General features: G+C 49.0%; 25 protein-coding genes and 1 other annotated feature (1 of these 26 running past the window's edge). Of the genes, 22 read left to right on the top strand and 3 right to left on the bottom strand.

Features of this window, described 5'->3' with window-relative positions; translation table 11 throughout:
* Nucleotides 1-93 precede the first annotated feature (93 nt).
* The 6 genes from PSHG_RS05470 (at nt 94) to PSHG_RS05445 (ending at nt 7,577) form a co-directional block, all read left to right on the top strand.
* Nucleotides 94-975 carry a carbohydrate ABC transporter permease gene (locus PSHG_RS05470; RefSeq protein WP_010270544.1) on the top strand — a complete coding sequence of 294 codons (882 nt, stop codon included), beginning with the start codon at nt 94-96 and terminating at the stop codon, nt 973-975.
* The gene (locus tag PSHG_RS05465) at nt 972-1,790 is read left to right on the top strand and encodes a carbohydrate ABC transporter permease (protein WP_010270542.1); all 819 of its coding nucleotides are present in this window, start codon (nt 972-974) and stop codon (nt 1,788-1,790) included. The genes PSHG_RS05470 and PSHG_RS05465 overlap by 4 nt, the downstream gene beginning before the upstream one ends.
* A gap of 49 nt (nt 1,791-1,839) precedes the next feature.
* Nucleotides 1,840-3,594 (top strand): sensor histidine kinase, encoded by a 1,755-nt coding sequence (locus PSHG_RS05460; RefSeq protein WP_010270538.1) that lies wholly within the window; start codon nt 1,840-1,842, stop codon nt 3,592-3,594.
* A complete protein-coding gene (locus PSHG_RS05455; RefSeq protein ID WP_010270532.1) occupies nt 3,572-5,185 on the top strand; it encodes a response regulator transcription factor in 1,614 nt (537 codons plus the stop codon). The genes PSHG_RS05460 and PSHG_RS05455 overlap by 23 nt, the downstream gene beginning before the upstream one ends.
* A gap of 18 nt (nt 5,186-5,203) precedes the next feature.
* Complete coding sequence (locus tag PSHG_RS05450; RefSeq protein WP_235782010.1) at nt 5,204-6,331, top strand: alanine racemase; 1,128 nt, start codon at nt 5,204-5,206, stop codon at nt 6,329-6,331.
* 73 nt (nt 6,332-6,404) lie between these two features.
* Nucleotides 6,405-7,577 (top strand): M20 family metallopeptidase, encoded by a 1,173-nt coding sequence (locus tag PSHG_RS05445; protein WP_010270527.1) that lies wholly within the window; start codon nt 6,405-6,407, stop codon nt 7,575-7,577.
* A gap of 30 nt (nt 7,578-7,607) precedes the next feature.
* Here PSHG_RS05445 and sigK read toward each other — a convergent pair whose 3' ends face one another.
* The 3 genes from sigK to PSHG_RS05430 all read right to left on the bottom strand — a co-directional run bounded on the left by sigK (nt 7,608) and on the right by PSHG_RS05430 (nt 10,451).
* On the bottom strand, nt 7,608-8,309 hold the full coding sequence (gene sigK / locus PSHG_RS05440; protein WP_010270524.1) for an RNA polymerase sporulation sigma factor SigK: 702 nt from the start codon (nt 8,307-8,309) through the stop codon (nt 7,608-7,610).
* 328 nt (nt 8,310-8,637) lie between these two features.
* On the bottom strand, nt 8,638-9,897 hold the full coding sequence (locus PSHG_RS05435) for a glucuronate isomerase (RefSeq protein ID WP_010270522.1): 1,260 nt from the start codon (nt 9,895-9,897) through the stop codon (nt 8,638-8,640).
* A gap of 347 nt (nt 9,898-10,244) precedes the next feature.
* Complete coding sequence (locus tag PSHG_RS05430) at nt 10,245-10,451, bottom strand: DUF1657 domain-containing protein (RefSeq protein WP_010270519.1); 207 nt, start codon at nt 10,449-10,451, stop codon at nt 10,245-10,247.
* Between the two features lie 194 nt (nt 10,452-10,645).
* On the opposite strand from PSHG_RS05430, the gene PSHG_RS05425 reads away from it, so the two are divergent.
* The 16 genes from PSHG_RS05425 to PSHG_RS05350 all read left to right on the top strand — a co-directional run bounded on the left by PSHG_RS05425 (nt 10,646) and on the right by PSHG_RS05350 (nt 25,360).
* Nucleotides 10,646-11,458 (top strand): DUF421 domain-containing protein, encoded by an 813-nt coding sequence (locus PSHG_RS05425; protein WP_042121447.1) that lies wholly within the window; start codon nt 10,646-10,648, stop codon nt 11,456-11,458.
* 21 nt (nt 11,459-11,479) lie between these two features.
* The gene (gene spoVAC, locus PSHG_RS05420; protein WP_010270512.1) at nt 11,480-11,962 is read left to right on the top strand and encodes a stage V sporulation protein AC; all 483 of its coding nucleotides are present in this window, start codon (nt 11,480-11,482) and stop codon (nt 11,960-11,962) included.
* A 1-nt stretch (nt 11,963) separates the two neighbouring features.
* Nucleotides 11,964-12,980, top strand: a complete 1,017-nt coding sequence (gene spoVAD, locus PSHG_RS05415; RefSeq protein WP_010270507.1) for a stage V sporulation protein AD — start codon at nt 11,964-11,966, stop codon at nt 12,978-12,980.
* A 3-nt stretch (nt 12,981-12,983) separates the two neighbouring features.
* Nucleotides 12,984-13,340, top strand: a complete 357-nt coding sequence (spoVAE, locus tag PSHG_RS05410; protein ID WP_010270505.1) for a stage V sporulation protein AE — start codon at nt 12,984-12,986, stop codon at nt 13,338-13,340.
* Between the two features lie 1,223 nt (nt 13,341-14,563).
* Nucleotides 14,564-15,523 carry an AAA family ATPase gene (locus tag PSHG_RS05405; protein WP_010270501.1) on the top strand — a complete coding sequence of 320 codons (960 nt, stop codon included), beginning with the start codon at nt 14,564-14,566 and terminating at the stop codon, nt 15,521-15,523.
* Between the two features lie 7 nt (nt 15,524-15,530).
* Nucleotides 15,531-16,766: a DUF58 domain-containing protein gene (locus PSHG_RS05400; protein ID WP_010270499.1), complete on the top strand. Its 1,236-nt coding sequence runs from the start codon at nt 15,531-15,533 to the stop codon at nt 16,764-16,766.
* The gene (locus PSHG_RS26650) at nt 16,763-19,024 is read left to right on the top strand and encodes a transglutaminase TgpA family protein (RefSeq protein ID WP_010270496.1); all 2,262 of its coding nucleotides are present in this window, start codon (nt 16,763-16,765) and stop codon (nt 19,022-19,024) included. Before PSHG_RS05400 ends, PSHG_RS26650 begins: the two co-directional genes overlap by 4 nt.
* A gap of 105 nt (nt 19,025-19,129) precedes the next feature.
* Nucleotides 19,130-19,624: a YqeG family HAD IIIA-type phosphatase gene (locus PSHG_RS05390; protein WP_010270492.1), complete on the top strand. Its 495-nt coding sequence runs from the start codon at nt 19,130-19,132 to the stop codon at nt 19,622-19,624.
* A 26-nt stretch (nt 19,625-19,650) separates the two neighbouring features.
* Complete coding sequence (yqeH, locus tag PSHG_RS05385; RefSeq protein WP_010270490.1) at nt 19,651-20,760, top strand: ribosome biogenesis GTPase YqeH; 1,110 nt, start codon at nt 19,651-19,653, stop codon at nt 20,758-20,760.
* Nucleotides 20,761-20,800: 40 nt separating this feature from the next.
* Nucleotides 20,801-21,679 carry a shikimate dehydrogenase gene (locus PSHG_RS05380; RefSeq protein ID WP_010270487.1) on the top strand — a complete coding sequence of 293 codons (879 nt, stop codon included), beginning with the start codon at nt 20,801-20,803 and terminating at the stop codon, nt 21,677-21,679.
* Nucleotides 21,680-21,751: 72 nt separating this feature from the next.
* Nucleotides 21,752-22,042, top strand: coding sequence for a ribosome assembly RNA-binding protein YhbY (yhbY, locus tag PSHG_RS05375; protein WP_010270484.1), 291 nt, complete (start codon nt 21,752-21,754; stop codon nt 22,040-22,042).
* Nucleotides 22,043-22,114: 72 nt separating this feature from the next.
* Nucleotides 22,115-22,702: a nicotinate-nucleotide adenylyltransferase gene (locus PSHG_RS05370; RefSeq protein ID WP_010270481.1), complete on the top strand. Its 588-nt coding sequence runs from the start codon at nt 22,115-22,117 to the stop codon at nt 22,700-22,702.
* Nucleotides 22,692-23,267: a bis(5'-nucleosyl)-tetraphosphatase (symmetrical) YqeK gene (gene yqeK / locus PSHG_RS05365; protein ID WP_010270479.1), complete on the top strand. Its 576-nt coding sequence runs from the start codon at nt 22,692-22,694 to the stop codon at nt 23,265-23,267. Before PSHG_RS05370 ends, yqeK begins: the two co-directional genes overlap by 11 nt.
* Before the next feature lie 31 nt (nt 23,268-23,298).
* A complete protein-coding gene (gene rsfS / locus PSHG_RS05360) occupies nt 23,299-23,637 on the top strand; it encodes a ribosome silencing factor (RefSeq protein WP_010270475.1) in 339 nt (112 codons plus the stop codon).
* Nucleotides 23,634-24,539, top strand: a complete 906-nt coding sequence (locus tag PSHG_RS05355; RefSeq protein WP_010270471.1) for a CvfB family protein — start codon at nt 23,634-23,636, stop codon at nt 24,537-24,539. Before rsfS ends, PSHG_RS05355 begins: the two co-directional genes overlap by 4 nt.
* Nucleotides 24,540-24,565: 26 nt before the next feature.
* Nucleotides 24,566-25,360, top strand: a complete 795-nt coding sequence (locus PSHG_RS05350) for a class I SAM-dependent DNA methyltransferase (RefSeq protein WP_010270469.1) — start codon at nt 24,566-24,568, stop codon at nt 25,358-25,360.
* 104 nt (nt 25,361-25,464) lie between these two features.
* Nucleotides 25,465-25,490: a binding site (T-box leader), on the top strand; it runs 256 nt beyond the window's last position.

Genomic DNA, 25,490 nt, shown 5'->3' with positions numbered 1-25,490 from the left:
GTAAAGGGATGCGTCCGTAGACGCGTCCCTTACTAGAACCATCCCGAATTAATAAGAATTTATTTGGGACTAACTAAGAAAGGGGGGGCATTCTTGCGAACAAACTGGTTTGACCGCCATCAAAAGTGGATTTATACCATGCCGGCTGTACTATTCGTCCTTCTTATGATGCTATTCCCGATTCTCTATACCGTTCGAATCAGTTTCTTTGAATGGAGCATGTCCTCGACAACTCCTCCCAAGTGGGTGGGACTGGATAATTATACAGCTCTGCTCGCGGACGGCCGTTTCTGGGTGACGGTAAAACAAACCTTTGTGTTCACTTTTGGGGCTCTTATCGTGCAGACGGTACTCGGTGTAGCAATTGCTCTCCTGCTTCACCGCGAATTTTATGGTAAGAATCTGGTCAAAACTATTTTTTTACTGCCGATGGTTGCCACCCCTGTTGCGATGGGCCTGGTATGGCTTCTAATCTACGAACCCAGTATTGGCGCGGCGAATACGCTGCTAAAGATGCTGGGACTGAGCCCTCAGCTCTGGATTGCTTCTCCAGCACAGGTTATGCCGTCACTGATTCTTATAGACGTTTGGATGTGGACTCCCATGATCTCTTTAATTGTCATGGCCGGGCTGGCCACACTGCCAACGGAGCCATATGAGGCAGCTGACGTCGATGGAGCCACTACTTGGCAGAAGTTTTGGAGCGTGACTCTGCCGCTTCTGAGGCCAACCATCATTGTGGCGGTTATGCTGCGCCTGATCGATGTATTAAAGACTTTTGACATCATCTATGCGACTACGCAAGGCGGGCCCAACATGAAATCCGAGACCCTTAATATTTATGGCTACACGCTCGGCTTCCAGTACTTCAAGCTGGGTATGGCTTCATCCCTGCTTGTCATCTTTTTTGCAATTGTGATGGCCCTTACTTTGTTCATGATCTACGTGCGCAAACGTCTGGAGGTGTCCTCGTGAAGCGGAAAAAACAGATTAAATCGCTCATTCTGGGCGTGCTTACCTTCGTGGTCGTAATCGGCTTCGCTTTTCCTTTTCTCTGGATGCTGCTGGCTTCTTTCAAGACCCAGGCCCAGATCATGTCGACAGATCATTTCTTTCTTTTTAAGCCTACCGGGCAAAATTATGCCAATGTGTTTAGCGAATATGACTTTTTGAAATTCATCTTAAACAGCTTTATTGTGGCCGCAGGCTCGACGATAGGCTCGCTTCTTCTCGGTTTGCCTGCCGCTTATGCGATTGCCCGCTTCCGGCTGCAGGGACTCGGTCTTGTTATTTTGATCGCACGGATTATTCCGGGAATCACTTTTTTAATTCCGTGGTTCATTCTGTTCTCCCAATTAGGAATGGTTGACACGTATAGCTCGCTTATTTTGAGCCATATGCTCGTTGGACTCCCCTTTATCATTTGGGTAATGATTTCTTTCTTTGAAGGGCTGCCAACGGAAATTGAACAGTCCGGCCTGATCGACGGATGCACACCCACACAAGTGTTTCTAAAAATTGTGCTTCCGATCTCCGGCCCGGGAATTATTACTTCGTCTTTATTGTCCTTCATCTTCTCTTGGAATAATTTCATGTTCTCTATTATTTTGGCAGGGGACAAGACAAGGACGCTTCCCGTTGCGGTATTTAACTTTATGTCGTACTCGGAAATAAATTGGGGAGCTCTCATGGCCGCGGCCTGCATCATTACACTACCGGTTCTAATTATTGCCTTAGTAGCCCAGCGCTTCATTGTAAGCGGTCTTGCAGCCGGGGCAGTGAAGGGCTAAACTACTTGTACAACCAAGAGTTTATGCCTTTCGTGAAGGGGCTGCAGCTATGTCCAGAAAACCTACTATATTTTCCAAAATGATTGTGATTCTCGTGCTGCTGCTTGTGCCGGTGATGATCTTGTATAGTTATACGAACCGGGTAAGCGTCCAAGTTGTTGAGGATGAAATCCAGGCGAACAGCCTGGGGCAGCTGTCATTTTTCCTGCAGCAGTTTGATGCGACGATCGAGCAGCTTGCTATGTATACGGTAATCTTGAGCGCTGACCCGCATATACGAAAATTGATGGACCAAAACGAAAGCGTTTCCTATGATCATCTGCGTGAACAATACCGGATTAACAAAAAACTGAGTCTGCAGAGCGTCTCCAGTTCATGGTTAAACGAAATTACATTGTATCTCCCCAAACAGCATATTATGCTGTCATCCAATATGTACAAGGATTACGATCCGCAAGGCGACGTTGAGAAATTCGCACTCCGTCAGGGATGGATTTATGATATTCAGCCGCAGGGCTATTCCCAGATGCCCGGAGCCCGATTCGTACGGCAGATTTCGGAACCATACAGCGCAACCTCCGTGGACCAGGTTGCAGCCATGATTCAAGTTGCTTTTCCCGTTACGAACATTTCCAACATGCTGGAGAAGGTCAAATGGGAGGGGAGAAGTGACCCGTTCTTATTCAGCCAGGAATTCGGAACAATAGGCAGCACCTCGATGGATACGGCAGCCGTCACGGAGGTGGTGGCTGTTTTGAAGGAAAGGCCGCTTGGGGAAAGCGGAAATCTCATAGCAGATATAAGCATGGGACAGGTAGCCGTGTTCTATGTAAAATCTCAGCAGCTTGGCTGGTATTTGGTAGATTACGCCCCGGTGGAGAGTATTCTGCAGCCGATACACCGGACGAAAGCGTTTTTTTACGTAACGATTGCTTCTTTGCTGGCAGTTGGCGTGATTGCAGCTTATCTGCTTTACCGTAATGTGCAGAAGCCTATCCGTAACCTTCTGCGGGGGGTGCAGATGCTGAAGAAGGGGAACTTGTCGGCACGGATCGAGAACTATCCCGGCAATGAATTCGATTTTTTATTTCTCCGCTTCAATGATATGGCTGCCGAAATCCAGGATCTGGTGGAGCGTGTGTACGTAGAGAAAATCAGGAGCCATGAAGCAACACTGAAGCAGCTTCAGGCACAGATCAACCCTCATTTTTTGTATAACAGCTTGTTCTTTATTATCAATACTGCGAAGATGAAGGATACCTCGGCTGTAGCGGCCATGGCACAAAATTTGGCCGAGTATTACCGTTATACAACGAGAATGGATGATAATCCGGCTACTCTTCGTGAGGAGCTGCAGCTTGTCAAGAGCTATTTGGAAATCCACAACCTTCGGCTAGGCCGTCTTCGCTATGAGATTGACGTTCCCCATCAGATGCTGGAGCTTTCTCTGCCGCGTTTGCTGCTACAGCCAATCGTAGAGAACGCTATCGTGCATGGTATCGAGAAAAAAAGGGGTGACGGTCTCATCCGGGTAAGCGGATACATGCTTGAAGGCCGGAATATGCTGATGGTCGAAGATAACGGTGCGGGCCTCTCTTTTGAAACCATGCTTAGGCTTGAACAGAAATTGCGGCTGCCTCTAAAGGATCAGACGGGCTGCGGAATATGGAATGTTCATCAGAGACTACAGTATCTGTTCGGTCCGGACTCCGGCCTGCAATTGTCGGTGAGCCCGCTTGGAGGCTTGCGAGTCACCATGATTTGGGAGGAGGATTCAGCCTATGGCGTCATTACTAATAGTTGATGATGAAAGACACATAACCGACAGGCTGGCTGGCTTTGTCCCATGGGACCAGTGCGGGGTATCAGCGGTGTATAAAGCTTACTCTGCCGAGGAAGCACTGGACGTTATGGAGTCTTGTTCAGTTGATATCGTGCTGACTGATATCCGTATGCCAGGCATGTCGGGCCTTGAGCTGTCCGAACAAATCCGTCGCCGCTGGCGGAAAACAAAGTGCATCCTGCTATCCGGCCATGCGGAGTTCGAATATGCAAAGGAAGCGATTCGTCACGGTGCGGTCAGCTATCTGCTCAAGCCTGTCAAGGATGAGGAGCTGCTGGAGGCGGTCGGACAGGTCAGAAAGGAATTGGAAGAGGAATGGCGGGCTATCGTATCCCAGGAGAGAATTGCCCAGACCGTCAGAGAGAACTTGCCCCAGATGAGAGGAAATTTGCTTGGAGAGCTGCTGCTTGGCAAACGGTATGGGGCATCGGAGCTTCGCGACAAGCTGGCTATGCTGTCGGTTCCCGGTTTTTACGAGCAGCCTTTTGCGCTGATGCTGGTCAGACTGGACCAGCCCTTTCATACGTATGACCCGCAGAGCCTTGCGCTTGTCGAATATGCGGTCGGCAATATAGCTGAAGAATTGTTCTTACCTGATTACGAGCTTTGGCATGGCAAGGATGTGCATGGCTATCTTGTCTTTTTAATTAGGGATATATTTTTGGACAATCCGCAAAGCTCTTCATATCGCGCAGCATTGGAGAGCAAGGCAGGACAGTTGAAAGAGGCCATCCGCAGCTATTTGCGGGGGGCGGTTACCATACTGATCAGCAGGCCAGGCTGCTTTCCTGATGATCTGCAGTACACTTATACCAGGACGCTATCGGCGCTCAGGAGGAGGATAGGCGATGTGCCGGATTTGATCCTGACCGTTGCCGATGCCTCTACAGGGGAAGAGGAATCGGGCACCCTATCCTCGCTTTATGAGCTGCCCTCGCTTGTCCATTTGCTTGAGGCAGGGCACTGGCTGCAAGCCAGGGACCGTCTTTCCCGCATAGCCGCAGAGCTGCAGACGGAAGGGCATTTGCTGGAAGCGTATTTTGCCATCGCCTCCGCTGCATCATCCTATGCCCACAAGAATGGCAAGCAGCTGGTTGATTTGATCGGCCCAGGGCATGAGAAGCTGGCCCTCGGAATGCCTTTTCGCAATGCCCAGCAGCTGCTGGACTGGTCATTGGAGCTGTTGGACAAGCTGAGCAGCGAAGTGGAGACGGACAAACGCGATTCCCGTTCGAAGCTCATTGCAGACGTCCAGCAGTTTGTGGAGCAGCATCTGGATGAGGATGTTTCGCTCACGGCTATCGCTCGGCACGTCTACCTCCATCCGGTCTATATATCCAAAATCTACAAGCTGGAGACAGGAGAGAACATATCGGATTATGTCTATCGGGTCCGGATGGAGAAGGCGGTGCGCCTGCTCCTGGATACTACGGATAAAATATACGAGATTGCCGCCTGCCTCGGTTATCAGCGGGCTCATTCTTTTATTCATGTGTTTAAGAAGCATACCGGTTTGACTCCCCAAGAGTATCGGGATCAATACGGCCTATAACAGGAAAGGAGCTTGAAAATGATGCAATCTAATCCATTCCATCACCCGCGGCAGATGGACTCCAATCCGCCCACGCCATATGCTTTTGTGAACCTGGAGACAGCGGAGCGGAATATCGCGGCTATGGCGGAGAAGCTGGCTGAGTATGGCATCAGCCATCGGCCGCATATCAAGACACATAAATCACTGGAAATGGCCCGCAGGCAGCTCTCTGCGGGAGCGATAGGCATAACTGCTGCCAAGCTGTCTGAAGCCGAAGTGTTCGCTGATGGGGGGATAGACGATATCCTCGTTGCCTTTGCCATTGTTGGCGAGGGCAACCTGCAGCGTCTGGAGCGTCTTCACCGGCGAATCCGCATCACAGTAACGGTTGACAGTTGGGAAGCAGCCTGTGGACTGTCAGCTGTTGGGGAAAGATCGGGCAAGCCGGTACGTGTTCTGATTGAACTGGACGGAGGCCTGCATCGCGGAGGGAGACAGCCCGGCGCTGATATCGTACAGTTCGCAAGCCGTATTCGTGAGCTTCCGGGGATCGAGATCATCGGAATTATGGCTTACTTTGGACTCATCTACAGAAATCAGACTAAAAGTGCTCTAGTTGCAGCGCTCAAGGAAGAGTCCAGAATGATAAAAAGTGTAATCGCTGATCTGCGTGCTGCCGGCATTGAGATACAGACGGTCAGCTCCGGATCGACACCCGCATCCAAGCTTTGTGAGCATGTGGAAGGTGTAACGGAAGTGCGTGCCGGGAATTACTTGTATAACGATGTATCTGCGATCGATATGGGGCTTGCGGAGCCGGAGGATTGCGCGCTGCGCGTGATGGCGACTGTTGTAAGCATCCCGCTGCCGGGCATGGCTACTATTGATGCAGGCACAAAGGCATTAACGAGCGACCGCTCCCATCATAGCGACGGCTGCGGAATTATCGTTGGCATGCCTGAAGTGAAGATTGCCGCATTGAATGAAGAACATGGAATGCTTCGATATGATCCGGAGAAGATCAAGTTGACGATAGGGGAGCAACTCGAGATTATTCCGAACCATTCCTGTGTCATTCCGAATTTGAACGATTTCATTTATGCGAAACGCGGAGGAGAAATCATCGGCCGTATTATGACGGATGCCCGCGGCTGCAGCTATTAATTCGGCTTGGAACGGACTTGACTGGAAGGTTGCATGTAATGCCCTGTTAAAAAGAAAGGGGAGCACCATTGGAATGATAACTGCAAATAGAATCAATGAAGCTCGAACTACGGAGATCATACGCGATCTGGTTCAGATCCCGAGCGTTAATCCAAGCTTTGAGGGCGGCGTTCCAGAACGGGCAATAGCCGAATACGTCGAACGTTTTTTGCGAAGGCTCGGCCTTGCGACAGAACGCCGGGAGGTTCAGCCTGACCGCCCTAATGTTATCGCTATGCTCCCGGGGGCACGTAATGATTTGCCCGGTTTGCTTCTGGAAGCCCATATGGACACGGTCCAGACAACCAATATGACGATTGAGCCTCTTGCGGCAGCAATCGTAGACGGGCGGCTTTACGGACGCGGAGCCTGTGATACTAAAGCTTCTTTGGCGGCGATGCTGGCCGCTGTAGAGTGGTGTGTGCTTAATGGCGTCAAACCGCCGGTACCCGTTTATTTAGCAGCTACAGTGGATGAAGAGGTCCATTATACGGGTATACTCGATCTGCTTCAGCTCTCTGGGAAATTTGCTGCTGCGATTGTTGGGGAGCCTACCGAATTGCAGGCAGTCATTGCGCATAAAGGGGTTGTCCGGTGCGAAATCGAGACGGTCGGTGTGGCTGCCCATTCCTCCAAGCCGGGTGAAGGTGTCAGCGCCATTGAAGCGATGGTTCAGGTTATTACTTATTTCAAGGAAGTCATCAAACCGCGACTGCTTGCTTCTCCACACCCGCTAGTAGGGCCAGGCTCGCTGAGCGTGACGGAAATTGCCGGCGGCGTCGCTCCTAATACAATTCCGGACCGCTGCCGCATCAAGATCGACCGCCGGACAATTCCGGGTGAGAACAGCGAACAGGTATGGGCCGACCTCCGTGATGAACTGAGCGCTCTGAAGCTGCAGGATGAGCGGGCCAGTGTTATCGTGCACGATCCTTTCGTTCTCGACTATACACTGGATACCCCTGCAGACAGTGCCATTGTCCGGCAGCTGACCAGCGCGGCATCCCGAAGGATCGGGGAGGTGCAAATACTCGGTGTGCCATATGGAACAAATGCCAGCAAGCTAGCGCTTGCTGGCATCCCGGCAGTCGTATTCGGCCCCGGCTCGATTCACCAGGCTCATACCCATGATGAATGGGTCGATTTGCAACAGGTAGCCCAGGCTGCAGAAATTTTGCTGGATACACTGCTTGCTTACCACTCCTAACTATCATGTTCAGTTTAACCGCATCAGCGGTCAACGCTTAACTTTATAAAACTCGTGATACAGCTTCATTAATGCCCTTTTTTCAATTCGCGACACATACGAGCGGGAAATCCCGAGCTCCTTGGCGATTTCTCGCTGAGTTCTTTCATCCCCGCCCAGCTCCAAGCCGAACCTGCCGCGGATGACCTCCTGCTCGCGTTCGTCTAATATATCGAGATGGTGATAGATTTTGCTTTTTTCAATCTTTAGCTGAACCTTGTCTGCAACATCATCGGCCTCTGTCCCGAGAATATCGATTAGCGTGATTTCGTTGCCTTCCTTATCCGTTCCAATCGGATCGTGCAGGGAGACGTCTTTTCTCGTTTTTTTCAATGATCGCAGATGCATGAGAATCTCATTTTCTATACAGCGGGCCGCAAAAGTGGCCAGCTTGGTGCCCTTGTCAGGAGAAAAGCTTTCGATGGCTTTGATTAAGCCGATAGTTCCTATGGAAATCAGATCTTCCAGATCTTCCCCGGTATTGTCGAACTTTTTAACAATATGGGCGACGAGACGCAGGTTGTGCTCAATAAGTAGATTGCGGGAATGCTGATCTCCTTGGGCCATTTGTTGCAGATGCTTCATTTCATCCTCTTCGGCGAGAGGCTGGGGAAAAGCGTTGTTTTTGACATAGGACACGAGAAGCATCAATTCTTTGACGAATAGGGCTATTGCCGTAAACAGGCCCGGCATGCAGTCACCTCCTAAAGCGTTAGCAAAACCAGCTTCCTGACAGCTCATAACAGCGAATAATTTATTGTATGTGGGCCTTTGCCTAACCGTGCCTGTACGTACAGAAAATAGGAAAGGAAATCCGTTTGGCCTGGCCTAGAAATAGGAAGAATGCTGTGGAAGTGATTCATGCGCCACGATGGAACAGGAGGATGGTTTTGAAGGAGGGAAATGGTAGAAAGTTACTGTTCCTCATGAACGGTATAGGCAGTTTAGACTGTGAAATTAAAGACATATTAAAAAAAACCGGCCCTCCTTCCTGTCAGAAAGAGTGGCCAGTTTTTTGCGCTTATTGGGGTTCCGGGCGTCCGATGAACTTCCAGAACGTTCCGCCCAGCAGATCTTCGACATCCTGGCGGATTTCTTCTTCTTCCAACCGCCAGCCTGCCTGGAATAAATCCGTATATTTGTCGCACAGTACTTTGGCGATAATTTGGCGTGAATGATCCCATTTATAGAGCAGCTGGTCAAGAATCCGGCAATCGGAATGCTGGGGAATGACGCTCCCTCCAAGCAGTTCAAGACGCATTCGGGTAATTTCTTCAATCAGGCTGGGGTTGTTCAAAAACCACCAGCAGCCAAATACGAGCATATTGCGGTTTTTTCTTGCGGTGACAGCGAGCTCATGTTGATTCTCCCGTGAAAGCATTGTAACTAAAAATTTATTGTCCGGGTTTTGACTAACAATGCGCTCTACAGCGCCGATATCGCTTTTGCCTACGCTGTCGCCGGCAGATTTGAGCGAAGGATTTACCTGCCGTTTTACGCCGATCATCATAGCGAAGGGCAGTCCGGTTTCCCTGGTTACGGGAAGGATGCACTCGTTGATTAAGCGGCTGCGGACAGACTCTTCCGGGTAGGCAAAATCGTCAGGCAGCGAGACGGCCAGATACAAGGGATCCATCCGCTTGATCCAGTCGTGCAGGAATTGCTTGATTTCACTGATGGTCTGCGAAGTCAGTTCTTCTTCAACAGGATAGCCCTGATCCTTAAGCTTGGACCAGCTTGAACTCCACTGGTTAAGCAGCGGATCAATACGCAGGGCGGCAAGGAAACGCGGGTCGCGAGGGGCTTCCTCCATCCAGCAGGCGCGCTCGTAATCATCCAGCGGGTCGTTGGTCATCACAACGCTCTTCACCTTGGAGAGCTCAAATATATGATCAATATAGTCCTTGGTATTCTGCGATCGGAAATAAGCCCGGTATTGTTCCAAATCTCTTTGCGACAGGTCGAGACCGAGGCGATTCAATACAGTTACCACCCCGCGGCAGGCTTCGCTGTACGGGGTATTCTCTATAAATAATGTATTCCAGATCAGATCAGCCTGTTCTTTCTTAGACATATTCCAAAACTTATCGTAGGAAAGTTCTGGGAGAAAGCGGAATGTTTCAGCAATTAAATAATGATAAGTTAATAATTCATCGATACCCCAAAGCAACAATTCCCCGAACGATTCTGCAAACAGGTGAGTATGTATGTCTGTGACTGGGCATGTGTTTACCGTTTCCTTTACAAACGCTTCCAATTCTTGCTGACTGCGAATAGTCATTGCATGTTTCCCCCTTCCGATTGATTCTATTATACATTATTTAGGACGGGTGGGCATATATCCCTGCCACAGTATTAGGCATATTCATACTCTGAAGTATGGAGGATTAGGGAAAAAGCGCTGAAATACATCTATCTGCAAAAAGAAAGGAATTTCAGAATGACTAAAGAATGGGAAACGATCTTGATCCTTGTCTTGTTTGTGCTGTTGGCGCTAATTATTTTTTGGTTCATTTAAGCATTAGGGGAGCATCCCGACTTAAAAGCAAACAGCCGGCACAGCTTGGAATAGCTGCTGCCGGCTGTTTACGTAAGCGGCTTGATTATCAGGCTATTGGAATATATAGATTAGAAGCCTTTATATTGGGGCTCCTCATTTTCCAGCTCCTGTACCCGCACGCTCAGCTGGTCAACCACTTGCTGAGTCGTTCTGGAAGCATCTTCAAACAACTGCTTGGCTTGTTGATTTTCGGTGCTTAAGGCAAATTGCTCCAAGCTGGCTTGAGCGCTTTTTAAAGAGGCCAAACAAGTTTTAACTTGAGACGCTACGGTCATCGCAAAACACCTCCCAGTTTTGAATTAAATTTCCATCTTACTATTTGCCGAACGGTTCTTTTTCATACCCAAAATAGAGCATTCATAACAAATCATCGTTTAGCAAATAATGAGGGAAGGTTGTATGGAAAGGGGGGGCTATACAAGTGCCGGGACTATGGGGGGTCATCATCCGAGCAACTGGTGCGGTAATCATGCTGTTTGTGCTCACCCGGATATTAGGCAAAAGACAAATATCTCAGCTAACCTTCTTCGAATATATAACAGGTATTGCATTAGGGGATTTGGCAGGGACCTTGTCCACGGACCTTGAGGCTAATTACCTTCACGGGGTGGCTTCGTTGCTGGTGTGGTTTGCTCTTCCTTTTGGAATGGAGCTGCTTACATTGAAAAGCATTCGTCTAAGACGTCTGCTGGATGGACAGAGCACTGCCCTTATTCAGGAAGGCAAGATTCTTGAAGATAACTTGAAGAAAGAACGGTTTACTGCGGACGAGCTGCTTGAGCAGCTTCGCACCAAAAGCATCTTCAGGGTGGCTGATGTTGAATTCGCTACGCTGGAGCCAAATGGAGAGCTGAGCGTGCTGCTGAAGGAAGAACATCAGCCGCTTACTCCGAAACATATGGGCATTCAAGTACCACCAGCAAATAATCCCCAGACTGTAATCATTGACGGGGAAATTTTGGACGAGCCCTTATCTAAAATTGGGCTGAACCGGGGATGGCTTCATACCGAGCTGGAAAAGCAGGGTGTCGCCCAGCAAAATGTGTTTCTCGCACAGGTGGACAATATGAAGCAATTATATGTGGATGTGTACAGCGACGAATTGAAAATTCCAACCCCGCAAAATAAAGAGCTGCTGCATGCTCTGTTGAAAAAATGCCAGGCAGATTTGGAGCTTTTTGCCCTGCAATGTACACAAGCGGAAGCGAAGGAAATGTACACTGATGCAGCCGGAAGCATACAGCGGGTGCTCGACAGCATTACGTACTTGTTGAAACGTTAATAATTTTTTCAGGAGGACAATATGGCTAACAAACAGAAAAAAACAGTGACTCCCACCATGCAGCAGTACCAGGAACTGGCCAAAAAAAATGAGCCAAAACGGCCAGTATGGAGCAACTGCGTGAAAGCATTTTTAGTAGGTGGCCTTATTTGCGTATTGGGACAAGCTCTCATGTTCATGTTTCAAAAATATTTCGGCTTTACCGAGAAAACCGCAGGGAATCCGACTGTTGCCGTGCTTATCCTAATTGCGGTCATTTTGACAAGTTTGGGCTGGTACGACAAGCTTGCCCAATGGGCTGGAGCAGGCAGCGCGGTTCCCGTTACCGGATTTGCCAACTCCATGAGCTCGGCGGCTATTGAGCACAGAAGCGAGGGGCTGGTGCTTGGGGTAGGCGGAAATATGTTTAAGCTGGCTGGATCCGTAATTGTATACGGGACGGTGGCCGCTTTTTTCATAGGGCTTTTGCATATTTTATTTGTCGGTCAGGGAGGAGGGCAATAACATGCTCAAAGGGTACCAGAGCTGGTCTTTTGAGAAGAAACCCGTCATCCTCGGCACGGCTACTGTCGTAGGGCCTGAGGAAGGAAAAGGTCCGCTCGGAGATGAATTTGACATCGTTCATGGCGACCTTACGCTGGAGCAGGATTCCTGGGAAAAGTCTGAACGCAAATTAATGGAGCAAGCTGCGGAGCTTGCGGTTAAGCACGCCGGAATTCAAAAGGAATCGCTTAACTTTTATGTTGGCGGAGATCTAATGAACCAAATTATTAGCAGCAGCTTTGCTGCCCGGACATTGGGGGTTCCCTACGTAGGGATGTTCGGAGCCTGTTCTACCTCTATGGAGACCTTGGCAACGGCAGCTATGCTGGTTAACAGCGGTAGTGCCCATTATGCATTGGCCGGAACCTGCAGCCACAATTGCACAGTGGAGAAACAGTTTCGTTATCCGACTGAATACGGCTCGCAAAAACCTCCTACTGCCCAGTATACGGTAACGGGAGCAGGGGCGGCTGTCATTTCATCGCGCGGTAAGGGGCCTGTCGTGTCGCGAGCTACCATTGGCCGTGTCATGGACATGGGGATCAAAGACCCATTCAATATGGGAGCCGCCATGGCCCCGGCAGCTGTAGATACGATTCAGGCACACTTGAGGGATTTCCAGATTCAGCCGGGTGAATATGACCTGATAGTTACCGGCGACCTGGCCACGGTAGGCTATTCCATCGCATGCGAATTGCTGGAAAAGCACAAGGTACCTATGCAGCAAACCCAGTTTAAGGATTGCGGCTTAATGATCTACGACTTGGAAAAGCAGCAGGTGCAAGCCGGGGCTAGCGGCTGCGGCTGCTCGGCTGTCGTTACCTACGGCCACTTGCTTAAAAAGGTGATCAATGGCGAATTCAACAAAATATTAGTGGTGGCTACCGGAGCTCTGCTCTCTCCACTGTCATATCAGCAAGGGGAGTCGATTCCTTGTATTGCCCATGCAGTAGCTATCGAAAGCGGAAAGGGGGCTTAGCGAATGTGGCTTCAGTTTTTGTGGGCTTTTCTGGTTGGCGGGGCTATTTGTGTATTGGGCCAGCTATTGCTTGATGTCGGTAAGCTTACGCCGGCTCATACGATGAGTACCCTTGTCGTCCTCGGGGCTATTGTCGATGGTCTGGGCTGGTACGATCCTCTTATCCGTTTTGCGGGAGCGGGAGCGACGGTGCCGATAACCAGTTTCGGTAATTCTCTGGTCCATGGGGCAATTCAAGAGATCGACCAGAACGGTTGGATTGGAATTGTAACCGGGATATTTGAAGTAACGAGCGCAGGGATCTCTTCGGCGATTATCTTTTCTTTCCTGGCGGCACTTCTATTTAAACCGAAGGGTTAGAAAGGAATGGACTAACCGGTGATTATTGGCAAGTAAGGGGTTGTCTAATGAAGTCCTCAAAAAACTTGGGTCCCTCCGAGTTGGTCCAGACTAGGGTCAGGCTGAGTCGGTCTAGCCTAAGGTCAGGCAGGTCGGTCCAGCCTGGGTTAAAGGCTGAAGTGGCCGAGCCTGGGGTGAGGCCGATGGTCCAATGGTCCCGATTACGGAAATTGGAGTTGGTTTACTGGTCCGCAAATTGAGGTAGGGGAATTGAAGCGGGTGCTGTCCTGAAAGTCAGTGAAAATTGACGACTGGGCGCCCTGCTTTTGTTGTATAACCAAAGTGAGGTGACGACTTAGGTCCGAGCTTTTCAAGAGTGAGATGTTCAATGCGGGAGGGAGGAACCCTCCGATCGCTGTTAAAGATTGATTTCTTGACAACCACTTTAAAGAAGGACGGTTTTGATGCATAATCTAACGGCTGCAACGGAGCAGTATACTATGCAAAAGGGAATTTCTCTAGAAGTGTGGTGAGAAAGTAGTCACGCGAGGACTGCCATGAGTTTTGCCATAAGTCCTTCCACGAGGACTGCCATGAGTTTTGCCACAAGTCCCTTCCGCGAGGTCTGCCCCGACTGCCATGAGCCCATTTGTACGATTCTTTATACAACTAAAGGCGTTTTTCTTACATTTTGGTGAGTTTGTACGATTCTTCATACAAAATTCCATATTTTCCATGCTTCCAGCGTCATTTTGTATGACGTTTCATACAAATCCCCGCAATTCCACGCACTTTCCAAGTTCTTTGTATGACGTATCGTACAAATTCCCGCGCTGATTTTCATGCAGGAGTTGTTGTGCCTGGATTTTCAATGGCATGACTCTTTTCGTATAAAATGTAAGTATGCAACCTTTTTCAGCGCTCCTCTAGGGATTGTGAGAAAAACAGTTGCCAAGCGAAAGCTTGCTCCTCCCTCAAACCCGACAGTAACAAGCAGGCCCGGACGATTCTCGCTCTGGAGATGCATACCCCGCGAACCATTTGGCATCCTTTTTACGGATTCCTCCGTTCTCTATTCATAGAATTGCTAGTAATCATATTTTTTCGACTATTTTGGTTTTAGCTTGGTACAGAACGTATACTTAGGGTATTAATTCTAGTAAAATGAAAGATAAGCGGCTATCTTCGGCCTATCAGGGGCTTTTACAGGAGTTATCCGTTTGGAGACCGAAGGAGGAATGTGCATGGAGAGTACACGCAATGAACAGATGCAAATTATCCAACAGCTAAGGGCCAATCTCAGGTCCTGTATATTAGGAAAAGATAATGAAATCGAGCTCATACTCACTGCACTGCTGGCCGAGGGTCACGTACTGCTGGAAGACGTGCCCGGCACAGGAAAGACGGTATTGATCAAGGCGCTAGCCCGATCCATTCAAGGCCAATTCCGGAGAATCCAGTGCAACCCCGATTTATTACCCACTGATATTACGGGTGTTTCTATATTCCATCCGAAAGAAGAGACGTTTTTATTTCGCCCCGGTCCGGTGATGACGAATATCCTCTTGACCGATGAAATTAACCGCGCTACAACGAAAACCCAGTCTGCACTTTTGGAAGCTATGGAAGAAAAACACATTACAGTAGATGGGGAATGCTATGACTTGCCCCGGCCTTTTCTTTTGCTGGCCACTCAAAATCCGATAGATTTTGAAGGCACATATTTGCTGCCGGAGGCTCAGCTTGACCGATTTATGCTGAAATTCAGCTTAGGCTACCCGGATGAACAGGTTGAGCTGCAGATGGTCGCGCAGCAGAGCAAGGAGCATCCGCTGGACCGGATGAGACCGGTAACCGATGTCCAGCAAATCGTTGAGCTGCAGCAAAGTGCCAAAGATATGCACATCGATGAGGCGGTGGTGCATTATGGCGTGCAAATAGCGCGGCAGACGCGCGAGCACAAGTCTGTATTTCTGGGAGCGAGCCCCCGCGCAACTTTGGCGCTGATTCAAGCAGCCAAGGCCTATGCTTTCTTAAATGAGCGGGATTATGTTATTCCCGATGATCTGAAATATTTGGCGCCTTATGTGCTTGGACATCGTATTCTGCTGCAATCGGAAGCTAGAATGGAGGGTCAAACGGTCCAGTCTGTGCTGCAAGCCATACTTCAGCAAGTAAGAGTGCCGGTGCGATTGGAGAAGTGATCGATTAATGAATAACTATTACCCAAGCTCTAGTCAACGCTCCTCCAGTTTTACGTTTCGTTTGGGAGCGGTGATGACCTGCTTTTTCTCCGCTTTATTTTTTTTCTTATTTCAGGGCGGCAAACTGGCATTTATGCTATTTATTATCGTCTTGGTGCTTACTTTGTATTTATTTCTGGGACGGTGGAGCGGTATCCGCAAGGCAAAGGGCATTCGCAAGCTGCAGCTGGATGCGGATCAGCAGCTGGAGGCGGGCTCAACGGTAAATGTCGAGGTCGCGATTCAAATTCCGGGATTCTGGCCGATTCCCTATGTGTTTATGAAAGACCGTCTTGTCCGCCGCAATGGCAAGGGAGAGCAGCTCTTTGAGACTTCGCTGGTACCCGATTGGGGACGCCGCGGCGGAATGGAGTATAAGACTGCTCCTTTACGCAGAGGAATTTATAATTTCGAAACGACGGAATGCGCTACGGAAGATATATTTGGTTTGTTCGAGCATAAAGGTTATGTGGATATGCCTTATACGATCAAGGTCTACCCGCAGAAAGCAGCTATTCGCGAATGGAAGCAGCTGCACCAGATGTATAAAGGCACTCATTTTCATTCTGCTACCTCGAGAGCTGTCAGAGAAACGACGCAAATTAATGGAGTGAGAGAATACAATTACGGGGATCGTCTATCCCGTATTCATTGGAATGCGACTGCCCGAACCGGGACTTTGAAATCGAAGGAATTTGAGAAGGAATCGCTGCCGAAGACAGTGCTTTTACTAGATAACTCGAGGAAGGGCTACACGCGGGACGATGATTTTGAACTGGCAGTATCAACCGCTGCATCCTTGCTCGATTATGGAAGCAAAAACGGGCTGGCCCTGGGGATGCTGACACACTCGTTTTATGAGCCGAGCACGAATCCTTGGAATCACAAGCAGATGATGGAGCACCTGGTACAGCTCGAGTGCAACGCGGAGCATGCCCTGTACCCATGGATGAATGAACATTCCAGGGTGCTTTCGCCAGGCACATTCGTAGCCTTGATTACTTCCCGGCATGGACCGGAGATCTCGCGGATACTTTCCTTGCTGAAGCAAAGACAGCTTAATCCTTGCCATATTTGGGTCAATACCAAGCAAGCAAAAGATGCCGAGTCATGGATAGACCATCTGCATGCCCTTGGTATTATGGTGTATTCAGTGCGCAATTTGCAAGAGCTGCCTTATGTGCTGGGAGGGACCATGCGATGAGAAATCTTCCATTGAACTCCGTTGCGGTGAATACCAGGCAGCCGCTCATTTCACGTTTGGTATTTGTCCATTGGTCTCGTGTTCTGACCCTGTTCTTTACTGGTTTATTCTTATTTCAAATCGTGCAATGGATAATGAAAGAGCCCTACATCTGGCTTCCGGAAACAGCCCAATATATTCAAGTCACACTTGTCTTAGTATTTTTTATGGAGCTGTTGTTTTACCGGCTTGGTGCTTTCCGCTTTCCTCTTCAGGGCATCGCAGTCATGCTGTATACGGCATCAGTGGTGGAATATGCAGCTCCAAGCCGGATTCCCGGAGTGGAGATAACGATGTTCGACCGGATAGCCGAGTGGTTTCAATTGCTGCATCCCTTTATCTGGTTCACCATGTCTGCCTGGCTCATCTATTTGTTTGCTCAATGGTGGCTGCAGGTCCGATGGAGAATATTTATTGCGATGGTGTTGACCGTTCTGGTGATGGCCTTTAGGGATTCGTTCAGTCCGATTGTATTATGGGGACAAGTGGCCGTTGTCATTTTATGCGGGTTGTGCCTGTTAATCATTCAGCATTTAATGAATGTAAAGCGCAGAAATCCCATTGGCTGGTCTTATCTGGCAGATTACCCTGCGTCCCTTGCTTTTCCTATCGTGCTGCTGCTATTTGTGGCGATCGTACCCAGTATGTTTGCGCCCAACATCGGCAATCTGTTGACAGACCCCTACACGCTATGGAAAACATGGAGGGGAGAGCCGGTTAATTTCAGCAGCAACGGACAGAATTCTTTTCAGTTAGAACTAGACTCATCCTCCGGATACAGCCGTAATGATGAAATGCTGGGCGGCGGCTTTAACTTTGACTACAGTCCGGTCATGAGCGTCCAAACCTCTCACCGCAGCTACTGGAGAGGAGAGACCCGCTCTCTATACACCGGAAACGGCTGGGAGAAGAGCAATGCAGAACGGCAGAGTCCGCTAAGGCCTGTGGACATTGAGGCTCCGCTCTATCAGGACTCCCGCTTTAATATGGAGAACCGCAAGACCATAGAGGTAACGCAGACGATCACGATGCTTAACGAGCAATCCTATCCGATACTGTTCGGGGCCCATGCCATGGTGGAACTGAGCGCGCTCCCTGAAGGCCTCGACGGGGATCGGGTTCTTTGGTCTCCGCGCTCGGCTGAATTACTCTGGAGCGAGCGGGGCGGTACCTACCCGAGCACTTATACTGTTATTTCGGAGATACCGGTCAATAGCGAGGACGAGCTAAGACAGGCGCCTCCCGCAGATCCGAATGCTTTTGCAGATTATTTGCAGCTGCCCGATACTTTGCCTGAACGGGTAAGGGAGCTGGCAAGGGAAATTACGGCAGAGGCAAGCACCCCTTATGATCAGGCCAAAGCTTTGGAGCAGTATCTGCAGTTTAATTATTCCTACACAAATACTCCGAATGATAACGGAACGGATGATATGGACTTTGTTGACCGGTTTCTGTTTGAAATAGAAGAAGGGTACTGTGATTATTTTTCCACAGCGATGACGGTCATGGCGCGTACGCTTGATCTTCCCGCCCGCTGGGTCAAAGGTTTTTCTACCGGTTCTCCGCAGCTGTATGATCCGGAGATGATACCTTATGAGGAGCTCGGGTTCGAAGTGATGGAGGCAGGAGTGTACAATGTTCTTAATTCGAACGCTCATTCCTGGGTTGAAGTTTACTTTGAAGGCTACGGCTGGATTCCGTTCGAGCCTACTTCCGGCTTCATCATTCCTGTCCACCAAGAGGAGAGTGATGCTGGAGTTCTTCCGCAAACGGATCCTCCGGAAACAACGCTTCCTGAGCCGCAATCTCCTGCAGCTGAGGAAGGCGGGGCCCGCACTTGGCTGAGTGTTGCGGCTATGATCGCCGGGCTTCTGGTGTTAGCCGGATTGCTTCTGTGGGTATATAAGCCCAGCCGTATGAAGCTGAAAGCCCTGCTGACAAGTGAAAAATCGTATCGCAATTTTAATGAAATGATTATAATGGAATATCATCGCCTGATCCGGATGCTGCAGAAAAAAGGACAGGTTGTTCATGAGCATGAAACCGCGAGAGAAACGATTCAGCGCTGGATGCAGTCCAATCACGGACTCAGCCAGGATTTGCAGCAATTCCTTCTATTATTTGAGAAAGCTAAGTATGGAAAATCTGCCATTACGGAGGAAGAATCGATTCGAGCGGCAAGCATTATCCAGAAAATTAGAGAGAGCACAACGTCATAGGACCTTTCAGCGGCCGGAGTCTTTCGGGATTCCGGCTGTTTTTGCAAAAAAAGAGAAGTATGGTATAGTTTTTTCATAAGAAATGGTACTTTCGAGGTGAACTGGTTGATTAATAAATTAATTCCTGACCTTCAGGTCGATACGATTTATGACATTGTTTTAGCAGACCTGTGGAAAGAAGGGATCCGGGGTATTATTACTGATCTCGATAACACCCTTGTAGGCGCGAAGGTTCCGCTTGCCACTCCGGAATTAATCCAATGGCTGAAACATTTGCAATCACTGGGCTTTAAGGTCGTTATCGTTTCCAACAATAATGAATCCAGAGTCGGAAATTTTGCCAGGCCGCTCAATATTCCGTTTATTCATCGTGCCCGCAAACCGGCTAACCAGGCATTCCATCGTGCCATGAGCATAATGGAGCTGAAAACCGAGCATGTAGCCGTAATCGGTGACCAGATGCTGACGGATGTGCTTGGCGGGAACCGGATGGGGCTGTTTACAATCCTAGTCAAGCCGATATCCTTAATGGACGAGGGCTTTTTCACGAGAATTAATCGTAAAGTAGAAAAAGCGGCCCGTGTATTTATTAAGAAATAGAACGGTTGATAACGCAGGAGGAATTTATGGAAGAAGAACTTCAATGTGAAGGCTGCGGCGTCCATTTGCAAATGGATGATCCGAGTGCTCTCGGTTATGTTCCTGAGCAGGCTTTGTTAAAAATACCGGTAATTTGCCAAAGATGCTTCCGTATAAAGCATTATAATGAAATGACTTCAGAAACCCCTAATCAGGATGATTTTTTAAGAATGCTCGGGCATATCGCCCATACCCGCAGTCTGGTCATCCATATCATAGATGTTTTTGATTTTGAAGGGAGCTTGATTTCCGGCTTGCAGCGGTTTATCGGCAGCAATCCGGTTTTGCTCGTTGTCAATAAAATGGACCTGCTCCCCAAGGTGACCAACTGGAACAAGGTCGTCAATTGGGTGCAGAAACAGGCTAAGGATAACGGCCTTAAGGTTGCTGATGTGGCGCTATGCAGTGCGAAGAAAGGAATCGGGTTTGACACCTTGCTGAAAAAGCTTGACTCTTTGCGGCAAGGACGGGATGTTTATGTGGTGGGAGCGACCAATGCCGGTAAATCCACACTTATTAACCGTTTAATTAAGGATTACAGTGATCTGGAATCAGAGCTAACGACATCCCATTACCCTGGAACAACCTTGAACATGGTGCGGATTCCGCTGGATGATGGCAAAGCGATTATCGATACACCGGGAATTGTATACAAGCATAGACTTTCCGAGGTTGTTCCGAAGCCGCTGTTGTCCACCTTGCTCCCGGATAAGCCAATCAAGCCTGTCGTTTATCAGTTGAATGAGAAGCAGACTTTATTTTTTGGCAGCCTGGTTCGGTTTGATTTTGCCCGTGGGGAACGCCAGTCCTTCACCTGCTATACATCTAACCGCATTCCGGTTCATCGGACCAAGCTCGAACGGGCCGATGAGCTTTATGCTCAGCATAAAGGAGAGATGCTGGCACCGCCAACCTTGGATCAGCTGGAGCATATTCCCCACTGGACGAGAGTTCCCGTTTCGATCCGGAAGGGGCAGGAGGCGGAAATTTTAATTTCCGGACTCGGCTGGATCAAAGCAAATGGAACGCAAGGAGCAGAAGTGGTGATTCACGCGCCGGAAGGGACTAAAATCGCGGTGCGCAAATCATTAATTTAATTTGGGCTATTGGATGAATTCGGAGAATGGAGGGGATTAGGTGAGCCATGCAGGCAGCAAACTAACTATTGATACGGCTACGGTGATGTACGGAGTATTCGGGGATCCAATCGCTCATTCCAAGTCGCCGTTAATGCTGAACCGGGCATTCGCGGAAAAGGGATTGAACGCGGCCTATGCCGCTTTTCATATTAAACCAGGCACTTTGCGTGATGCTGTAAACGGGATAAGAGCTTTAGGCTTTCGCGGGGTCAATGTCACTATTCCCCATAAGCTGGAGGTTATGGATTATTTGGATCATGTAGATGAGCATGCCTTGGCTATTGGTGCAGTGAATACCATCGTCAACCGGGACGGCAAGCTTACCGGTTATAACACGGATGGAATTGGCTATGTACGCTCATTAAAAGAAGAAGCTCATTTTGCACCAAAGGGCAAAACGGTCGTACTCGTCGGTGCAGGCGGCGCGGCCAAAGGAATAGGATACGCTTTAATTCAAGAGGGGGTAAAAAAGCTGATCATTGCTAATCGGACACCTGACAAGGCATACGATTTAGCGAAGGATTTGCAAGCCTGGACGGAGACTGAAGGGATTCCTCTTACCGAAATCGGTTCGTATCTGGAGGATTCCGAACTGGTTGTGCATACTACCCGTGTAGGGATGCATCCTCATATCCATGACATTCCTTTCTCGCCGCAGCACATTCATAACCAGCTGCTGGTCAGTGATATTGTTTATAATCCCCTGGACACGCGGCTGTTGAGCGAGGCCCGATTGCGGGGGGCAAAAACTCATGGCGGCTTAGGGATGTTCGTTTATCAAGGGGCTTATGCTTTCGAATACTGGACTGGCCTCGCTGCCCCGGTCGAAGCAATGCGCGAAGCGGTAGAAGCCTCCTTTGCTGCCAACAACCCATAAATGCAAAATAGCTGTGCTTTTTTGGATAGGCCTGATAAATAAGTTCATAATTTAAGAATTGAGGAACCTATGATGCTGACGAATAAACAAAAGAAATTTTTGCGTTCCTTAGCGCACTCCTTAAACCCGATTTTTCAGGTTGGCAAGGGCGGAGTCAATGAGGCGATGATCACCTCAATTAGTGAGGCGCTGGAAGTGCGCGAACTGATTAAAATTTCCGTGCTGAACAATTGCATGGAAGACAAGCACGACATTGCCGCTCAGCTTTCCGAAGGGACCGGCGCAGAGGTGGTCCAGGTAATAGGCAACATTATTGTATTGTACAAGCAATCGAAGGAGCAGCCAAAGATTGAGCTGCCCTAATTAAGGTTAATCCTTCATAAGGAATCGATAAAGCAAGCTTTCTTCTTTTGTAAGAGAGGTGTTAAGTAAACAGTGAAGATTGGAATTATGGGCGGGACGTTTGATCCGATTCATAATGGACATCTGCTTGCAGCAGAGACGGCCAGAGAACAGGCCGGTCTTGACGAGGTATGGTTCATGCCTGCCAATGTGCCTCCGCATAAAGCCAATGCGCCGAAGGCCACGGCGGAGCAGCGGTTATTCATGGTGGAGGAGGCAATCGCCAGCCATGATGCTTTCAAAGCTAAGGACATAGAGCTTGCCCGCGGGGGAACCTCCTATACGACAGACACGGTTGAAAAATTGCGTAATCAATACCCGGATTACAACTTTTACTACATTATCGGTGCAGATATGGTAATGTATTTGCCTAACTGGAACCGGATTGAACAATTGGTTTCTATGATCGGGTTCATTGGCGTTACGCGCGCTGGCTATGGGATTGACCTGAACAGCCTGCCCGAGCCAATACGAAAGCAGGTTCAATTATGCGAGATGCCCAATATGGAGCTATCATCAACGGATATCCGGGAAAGAAGACGGCACGGAAAAGACATTCGTTACCGCGTTCCTGATTCTGTCAGAACGTATATAGGGGAGAATCGGCTATATGAAGCTTGAGCAGTTGATAAAACTGGTACGCGAGCAAATGCCAGAGAAGCGCTGGCAGCACACCGTCGGGGTGATGGCTTCAGCCGTCCAATTGGCAGACCGTTACGGAGCTGATCGCAGTGAAGCGGAGCTGGCTGCTCTGCTGCACGATTATTGCAAGTACTGGCCGATTGAACGGCAACGCGAGGCGGTTGAGGCCGGCGGGGTTTTAACCGAAGTACTCGAATATGACAAACCTTTGTGGCACGCTCCTGCGGCCGCGGCTGTGGCAGCGAACGATCTGAGGATCACTAATACCGCCGTTATCGATGCGATCCGATACCATACGACTGGCCGGGAAAAGATGACACTGCTCGATAAAATCATTTGTCTTGCTGACTACATCGAACCGGGAAGAGATTTCCCCGACGTAAACGGCATACGGAATTTGGCTGAGCATAGTCTGGAGCAGGCGTTAATTGCGGGTTTCGATTCTACAATTCAGCATCTGCTTAAGCAGGGGCAGCAAATTTTTCCTTTGATGATTTCGGCCAGGAATTGTTTGATTGACGAACTGAAAGGAAGGCTACACTAAGACAAGAAAGGCTAATAAGGGGGATGGATGAATGAGCGAACCGCTGCTTTCACTTGTATTTGATGCAGTTGAAGAAAAAAAAGGAATGGATCCGATTGTACTGGATATCCGGGGAATTTCATTAATTGCGGACTATTTCGTTATTTGTCATGGTAATTCGGAAACCCAGGTGCAATCTATTGTTAACGAGATCCGCAAACAAGCGGATAAACATAAGTACAGAATTAAAGGGATTGAAGGTCTGGACAAATCGAGATGGGTGCTGATTGATTTGGGAGATGTCGTCGTTCATGTCTTTCATCGGGAGGACCGAGAATACTACAACATCGAACGATTATGGTCTGACGCGAAAGTGGTTGAAAAGGTATGACGATGTATGCCGGAGAAATCCAGTCGCTGGAAATAGCTAGGGAGGTATCTCCTTACGGTTATTTTCTGACTGATGGAGAGCGGGATGTGCTTCTGCCTTATGGAGAAACGGATGGCGAAGTACGTCCGGGGCAATATGTGGACGTTTTTTTATACCATGATACACAGGACCGCTTAACCGCGACTATGAAACAGCCGCTTCTGCGATGGGGAGAGACCGGGCTTCTCGAGGTAGCGGATATTCATCCGCGATATGGAAGCTTTTTGGAAATGGGCATCGGTCGCCAAGTGCTGCTTCCTTTTCGCGAGCAGCCTGACGGCGAGGACTATCGTCCGCAGGTGGGTGACAAGGTATACGCCGTGCTGGACCGGGACCGTCAGGGAAGATTGATAGCCAAGCTGGCCGGAGAGGAGCAGCTGGCCAAGCGCTGTTTTCGCGCTCCGGAATCGTGGAAAAATGAATGGAAAACAGCGATTATCTATAACACTCTGCAAATCGGAAGCTTTGCCGTTGTCGATGGCGGCGTGCTTGGCTTCGGCTGCCTCGGGTTTATTCATGCAAGTGAGCGGCCGCGGCCGCTCAGAGTCGGTGAGCAGGTTCAAGTCCGAATCACTCATGTGCGGGAAGATGGCAGAGTCAATCTGTCGTTGAAGCAGCCGAAGCAGGTTAGCCAAATTGAGGATGCGGACCGTATCCTGGCTTTTTTGCAGGAACGGCCAAACGGAGCCATGCCTTACTCGGATCAAACTCCGGCGGATATCATTATGGCTAAATTTCAAATCAGCAAGTCTGCCTTTAAAAGAGCATTGGGCAAACTGATGAAAGAAGGAAAAATTGAGCAAAAAGATAATTGGACTTATTTAGTTCAAGCTTCCGTCCAAGATCAGACGGAAGAAAATTAGCAGTTACGAAAGGAGCGCTCTTGAATATGGCTTATGAGCGTTTCGCGTATATTTATGATCGGCTAATGCAGGACATGCCTTATGACGCGTGGCTCCGCTTTATGGAGGAAGCCTGGGGCCGCTGGGGAAGACCGCAGACCATCGTCGAGCTCGGCTGCGGCACCGGCAATTTAACGATTCCTCTGGCCCAGCGGGGCCTGCATATTACTGGCATTGACCTGTCAGAGGAAATGCTTGCTGTTGCGATGAGCAAGAGCGATACCGCAGCACTTAACAGCTCAGATTCAATTAACTGGATTCATCAGGATATGTGCGAATGGGTGCTGCCTGCTCCGGTGGATGCCGTTATTTCGTTTTGCGACAGCCTGAATTATTTGCTGGAAGAATCGGATGTCCGTCAAGTGCTGCACAGCACTTATCAGGGGCTGAAGAGCGGCGGCCTGTTTATGTTTGATGTACATACGGAGACAAGATTTCGTACCTATGCACTAGAGCAGCCTTATATTCTGGATGAAGAGGAGATCGCCTACCTGTGGTCCATCGATTGGGAGGAAGAGGATGGTATTCTTACCCACGATCTTGCGATCTTCATTAAGGAATCTATGGAAACCTCTCCTAACCGACCGCTAATCAGCAATAACAATACTTTATACCGGCGGATTGATGAAACTCAGCAGCAGCGCGCCTATCCTTTGGAATGGTGGAACGAGCAGTTAACGCAATCCGGATTTGCTTTACTCGGGTGCTTTGCCGATTTTTCTTTTGCGCCTGCAGATGAGGATACTGACAGAGCTTTTTTTGTTGCCCAAAAAACAGAATAACTTGCGCCAATAGCAGCTTCGGCTTGACAAGAGTTATGGTTTTTTCTATAATTTCTCTTATTCGGGAAGTGCTGAATGCACGAGCAACTCTTAAGCTAATATAGTGATTGGCTGTGAAGAGGAGTAGTAA

It is taken from the genome of Paenibacillus senegalensis JC66, assembly GCF_000285515.1.
Taxonomy (GTDB): domain Bacteria; phylum Bacillota; class Bacilli; order Paenibacillales; family NBRC-103111; genus Paenibacillus_L; species Paenibacillus_L senegalensis.
Note: the sequence above shows the minus strand (reverse complement) of the source record. Positions and strands in the feature narration are given on the sequence as shown.

Excerpts from the sequence above, each read along its gene's own strand:
- PSHG_RS05460 (WP_010270538.1), top strand. The coding sequence starts at position 1,840 with ATGTCCAGAAAACCTACTATATTTTCCAAAATGATTGTGATTCTCGTG.
- PSHG_RS05455 (WP_010270532.1), top strand. The coding sequence starts at position 3,572 with ATGGCGTCATTACTAATAGTTGATGATGAAAGACACATAACCGACAGG.
- PSHG_RS05450 (WP_235782010.1), top strand. The coding sequence starts at position 5,204 with ATGATGCAATCTAATCCATTCCATCACCCGCGGCAGATGGACTCCAAT.
- PSHG_RS05445 (WP_010270527.1), top strand. The coding sequence starts at position 6,405 with ATGATAACTGCAAATAGAATCAATGAAGCTCGAACTACGGAGATCATA.
- sigK (WP_010270524.1), bottom strand. The coding sequence starts at position 8,309 with ATGCCGGGCCTGTTTACGGCAATAGCCCTATTCGTCAAAGAATTGATG.
- PSHG_RS05435 (WP_010270522.1), bottom strand. The coding sequence starts at position 9,897 with ATGACTATTCGCAGTCAGCAAGAATTGGAAGCGTTTGTAAAGGAAACG.
- PSHG_RS05430 (WP_010270519.1), bottom strand. The coding sequence starts at position 10,451 with ATGACCGTAGCGTCTCAAGTTAAAACTTGTTTGGCCTCTTTAAAAAGC.
- PSHG_RS05425 (WP_042121447.1), top strand. The coding sequence starts at position 10,646 with ATGCTGTTTGTGCTCACCCGGATATTAGGCAAAAGACAAATATCTCAG.
- spoVAC (WP_010270512.1), top strand. The coding sequence starts at position 11,480 with ATGGCTAACAAACAGAAAAAAACAGTGACTCCCACCATGCAGCAGTAC.
- spoVAD (WP_010270507.1), top strand. The coding sequence starts at position 11,964 with ATGCTCAAAGGGTACCAGAGCTGGTCTTTTGAGAAGAAACCCGTCATC.
- spoVAE (WP_010270505.1), top strand. The coding sequence starts at position 12,984 with ATGTGGCTTCAGTTTTTGTGGGCTTTTCTGGTTGGCGGGGCTATTTGT.
- PSHG_RS05405 (WP_010270501.1), top strand. The coding sequence starts at position 14,564 with ATGGAGAGTACACGCAATGAACAGATGCAAATTATCCAACAGCTAAGG.
- PSHG_RS05400 (WP_010270499.1), top strand. The coding sequence starts at position 15,531 with ATGAATAACTATTACCCAAGCTCTAGTCAACGCTCCTCCAGTTTTACG.
- PSHG_RS26650 (WP_010270496.1), top strand. The coding sequence starts at position 16,763 with ATGAGAAATCTTCCATTGAACTCCGTTGCGGTGAATACCAGGCAGCCG.
- yqeH (WP_010270490.1), top strand. The coding sequence starts at position 19,651 with ATGGAAGAAGAACTTCAATGTGAAGGCTGCGGCGTCCATTTGCAAATG.
- yhbY (WP_010270484.1), top strand. The coding sequence starts at position 21,752 with ATGCTGACGAATAAACAAAAGAAATTTTTGCGTTCCTTAGCGCACTCC.
- yqeK (WP_010270479.1), top strand. The coding sequence starts at position 22,692 with ATGAAGCTTGAGCAGTTGATAAAACTGGTACGCGAGCAAATGCCAGAG.
- rsfS (WP_010270475.1), top strand. The coding sequence starts at position 23,299 with ATGAGCGAACCGCTGCTTTCACTTGTATTTGATGCAGTTGAAGAAAAA.
- PSHG_RS05355 (WP_010270471.1), top strand. The coding sequence starts at position 23,634 with ATGACGATGTATGCCGGAGAAATCCAGTCGCTGGAAATAGCTAGGGAG.
- PSHG_RS05350 (WP_010270469.1), top strand. The coding sequence starts at position 24,566 with ATGGCTTATGAGCGTTTCGCGTATATTTATGATCGGCTAATGCAGGAC.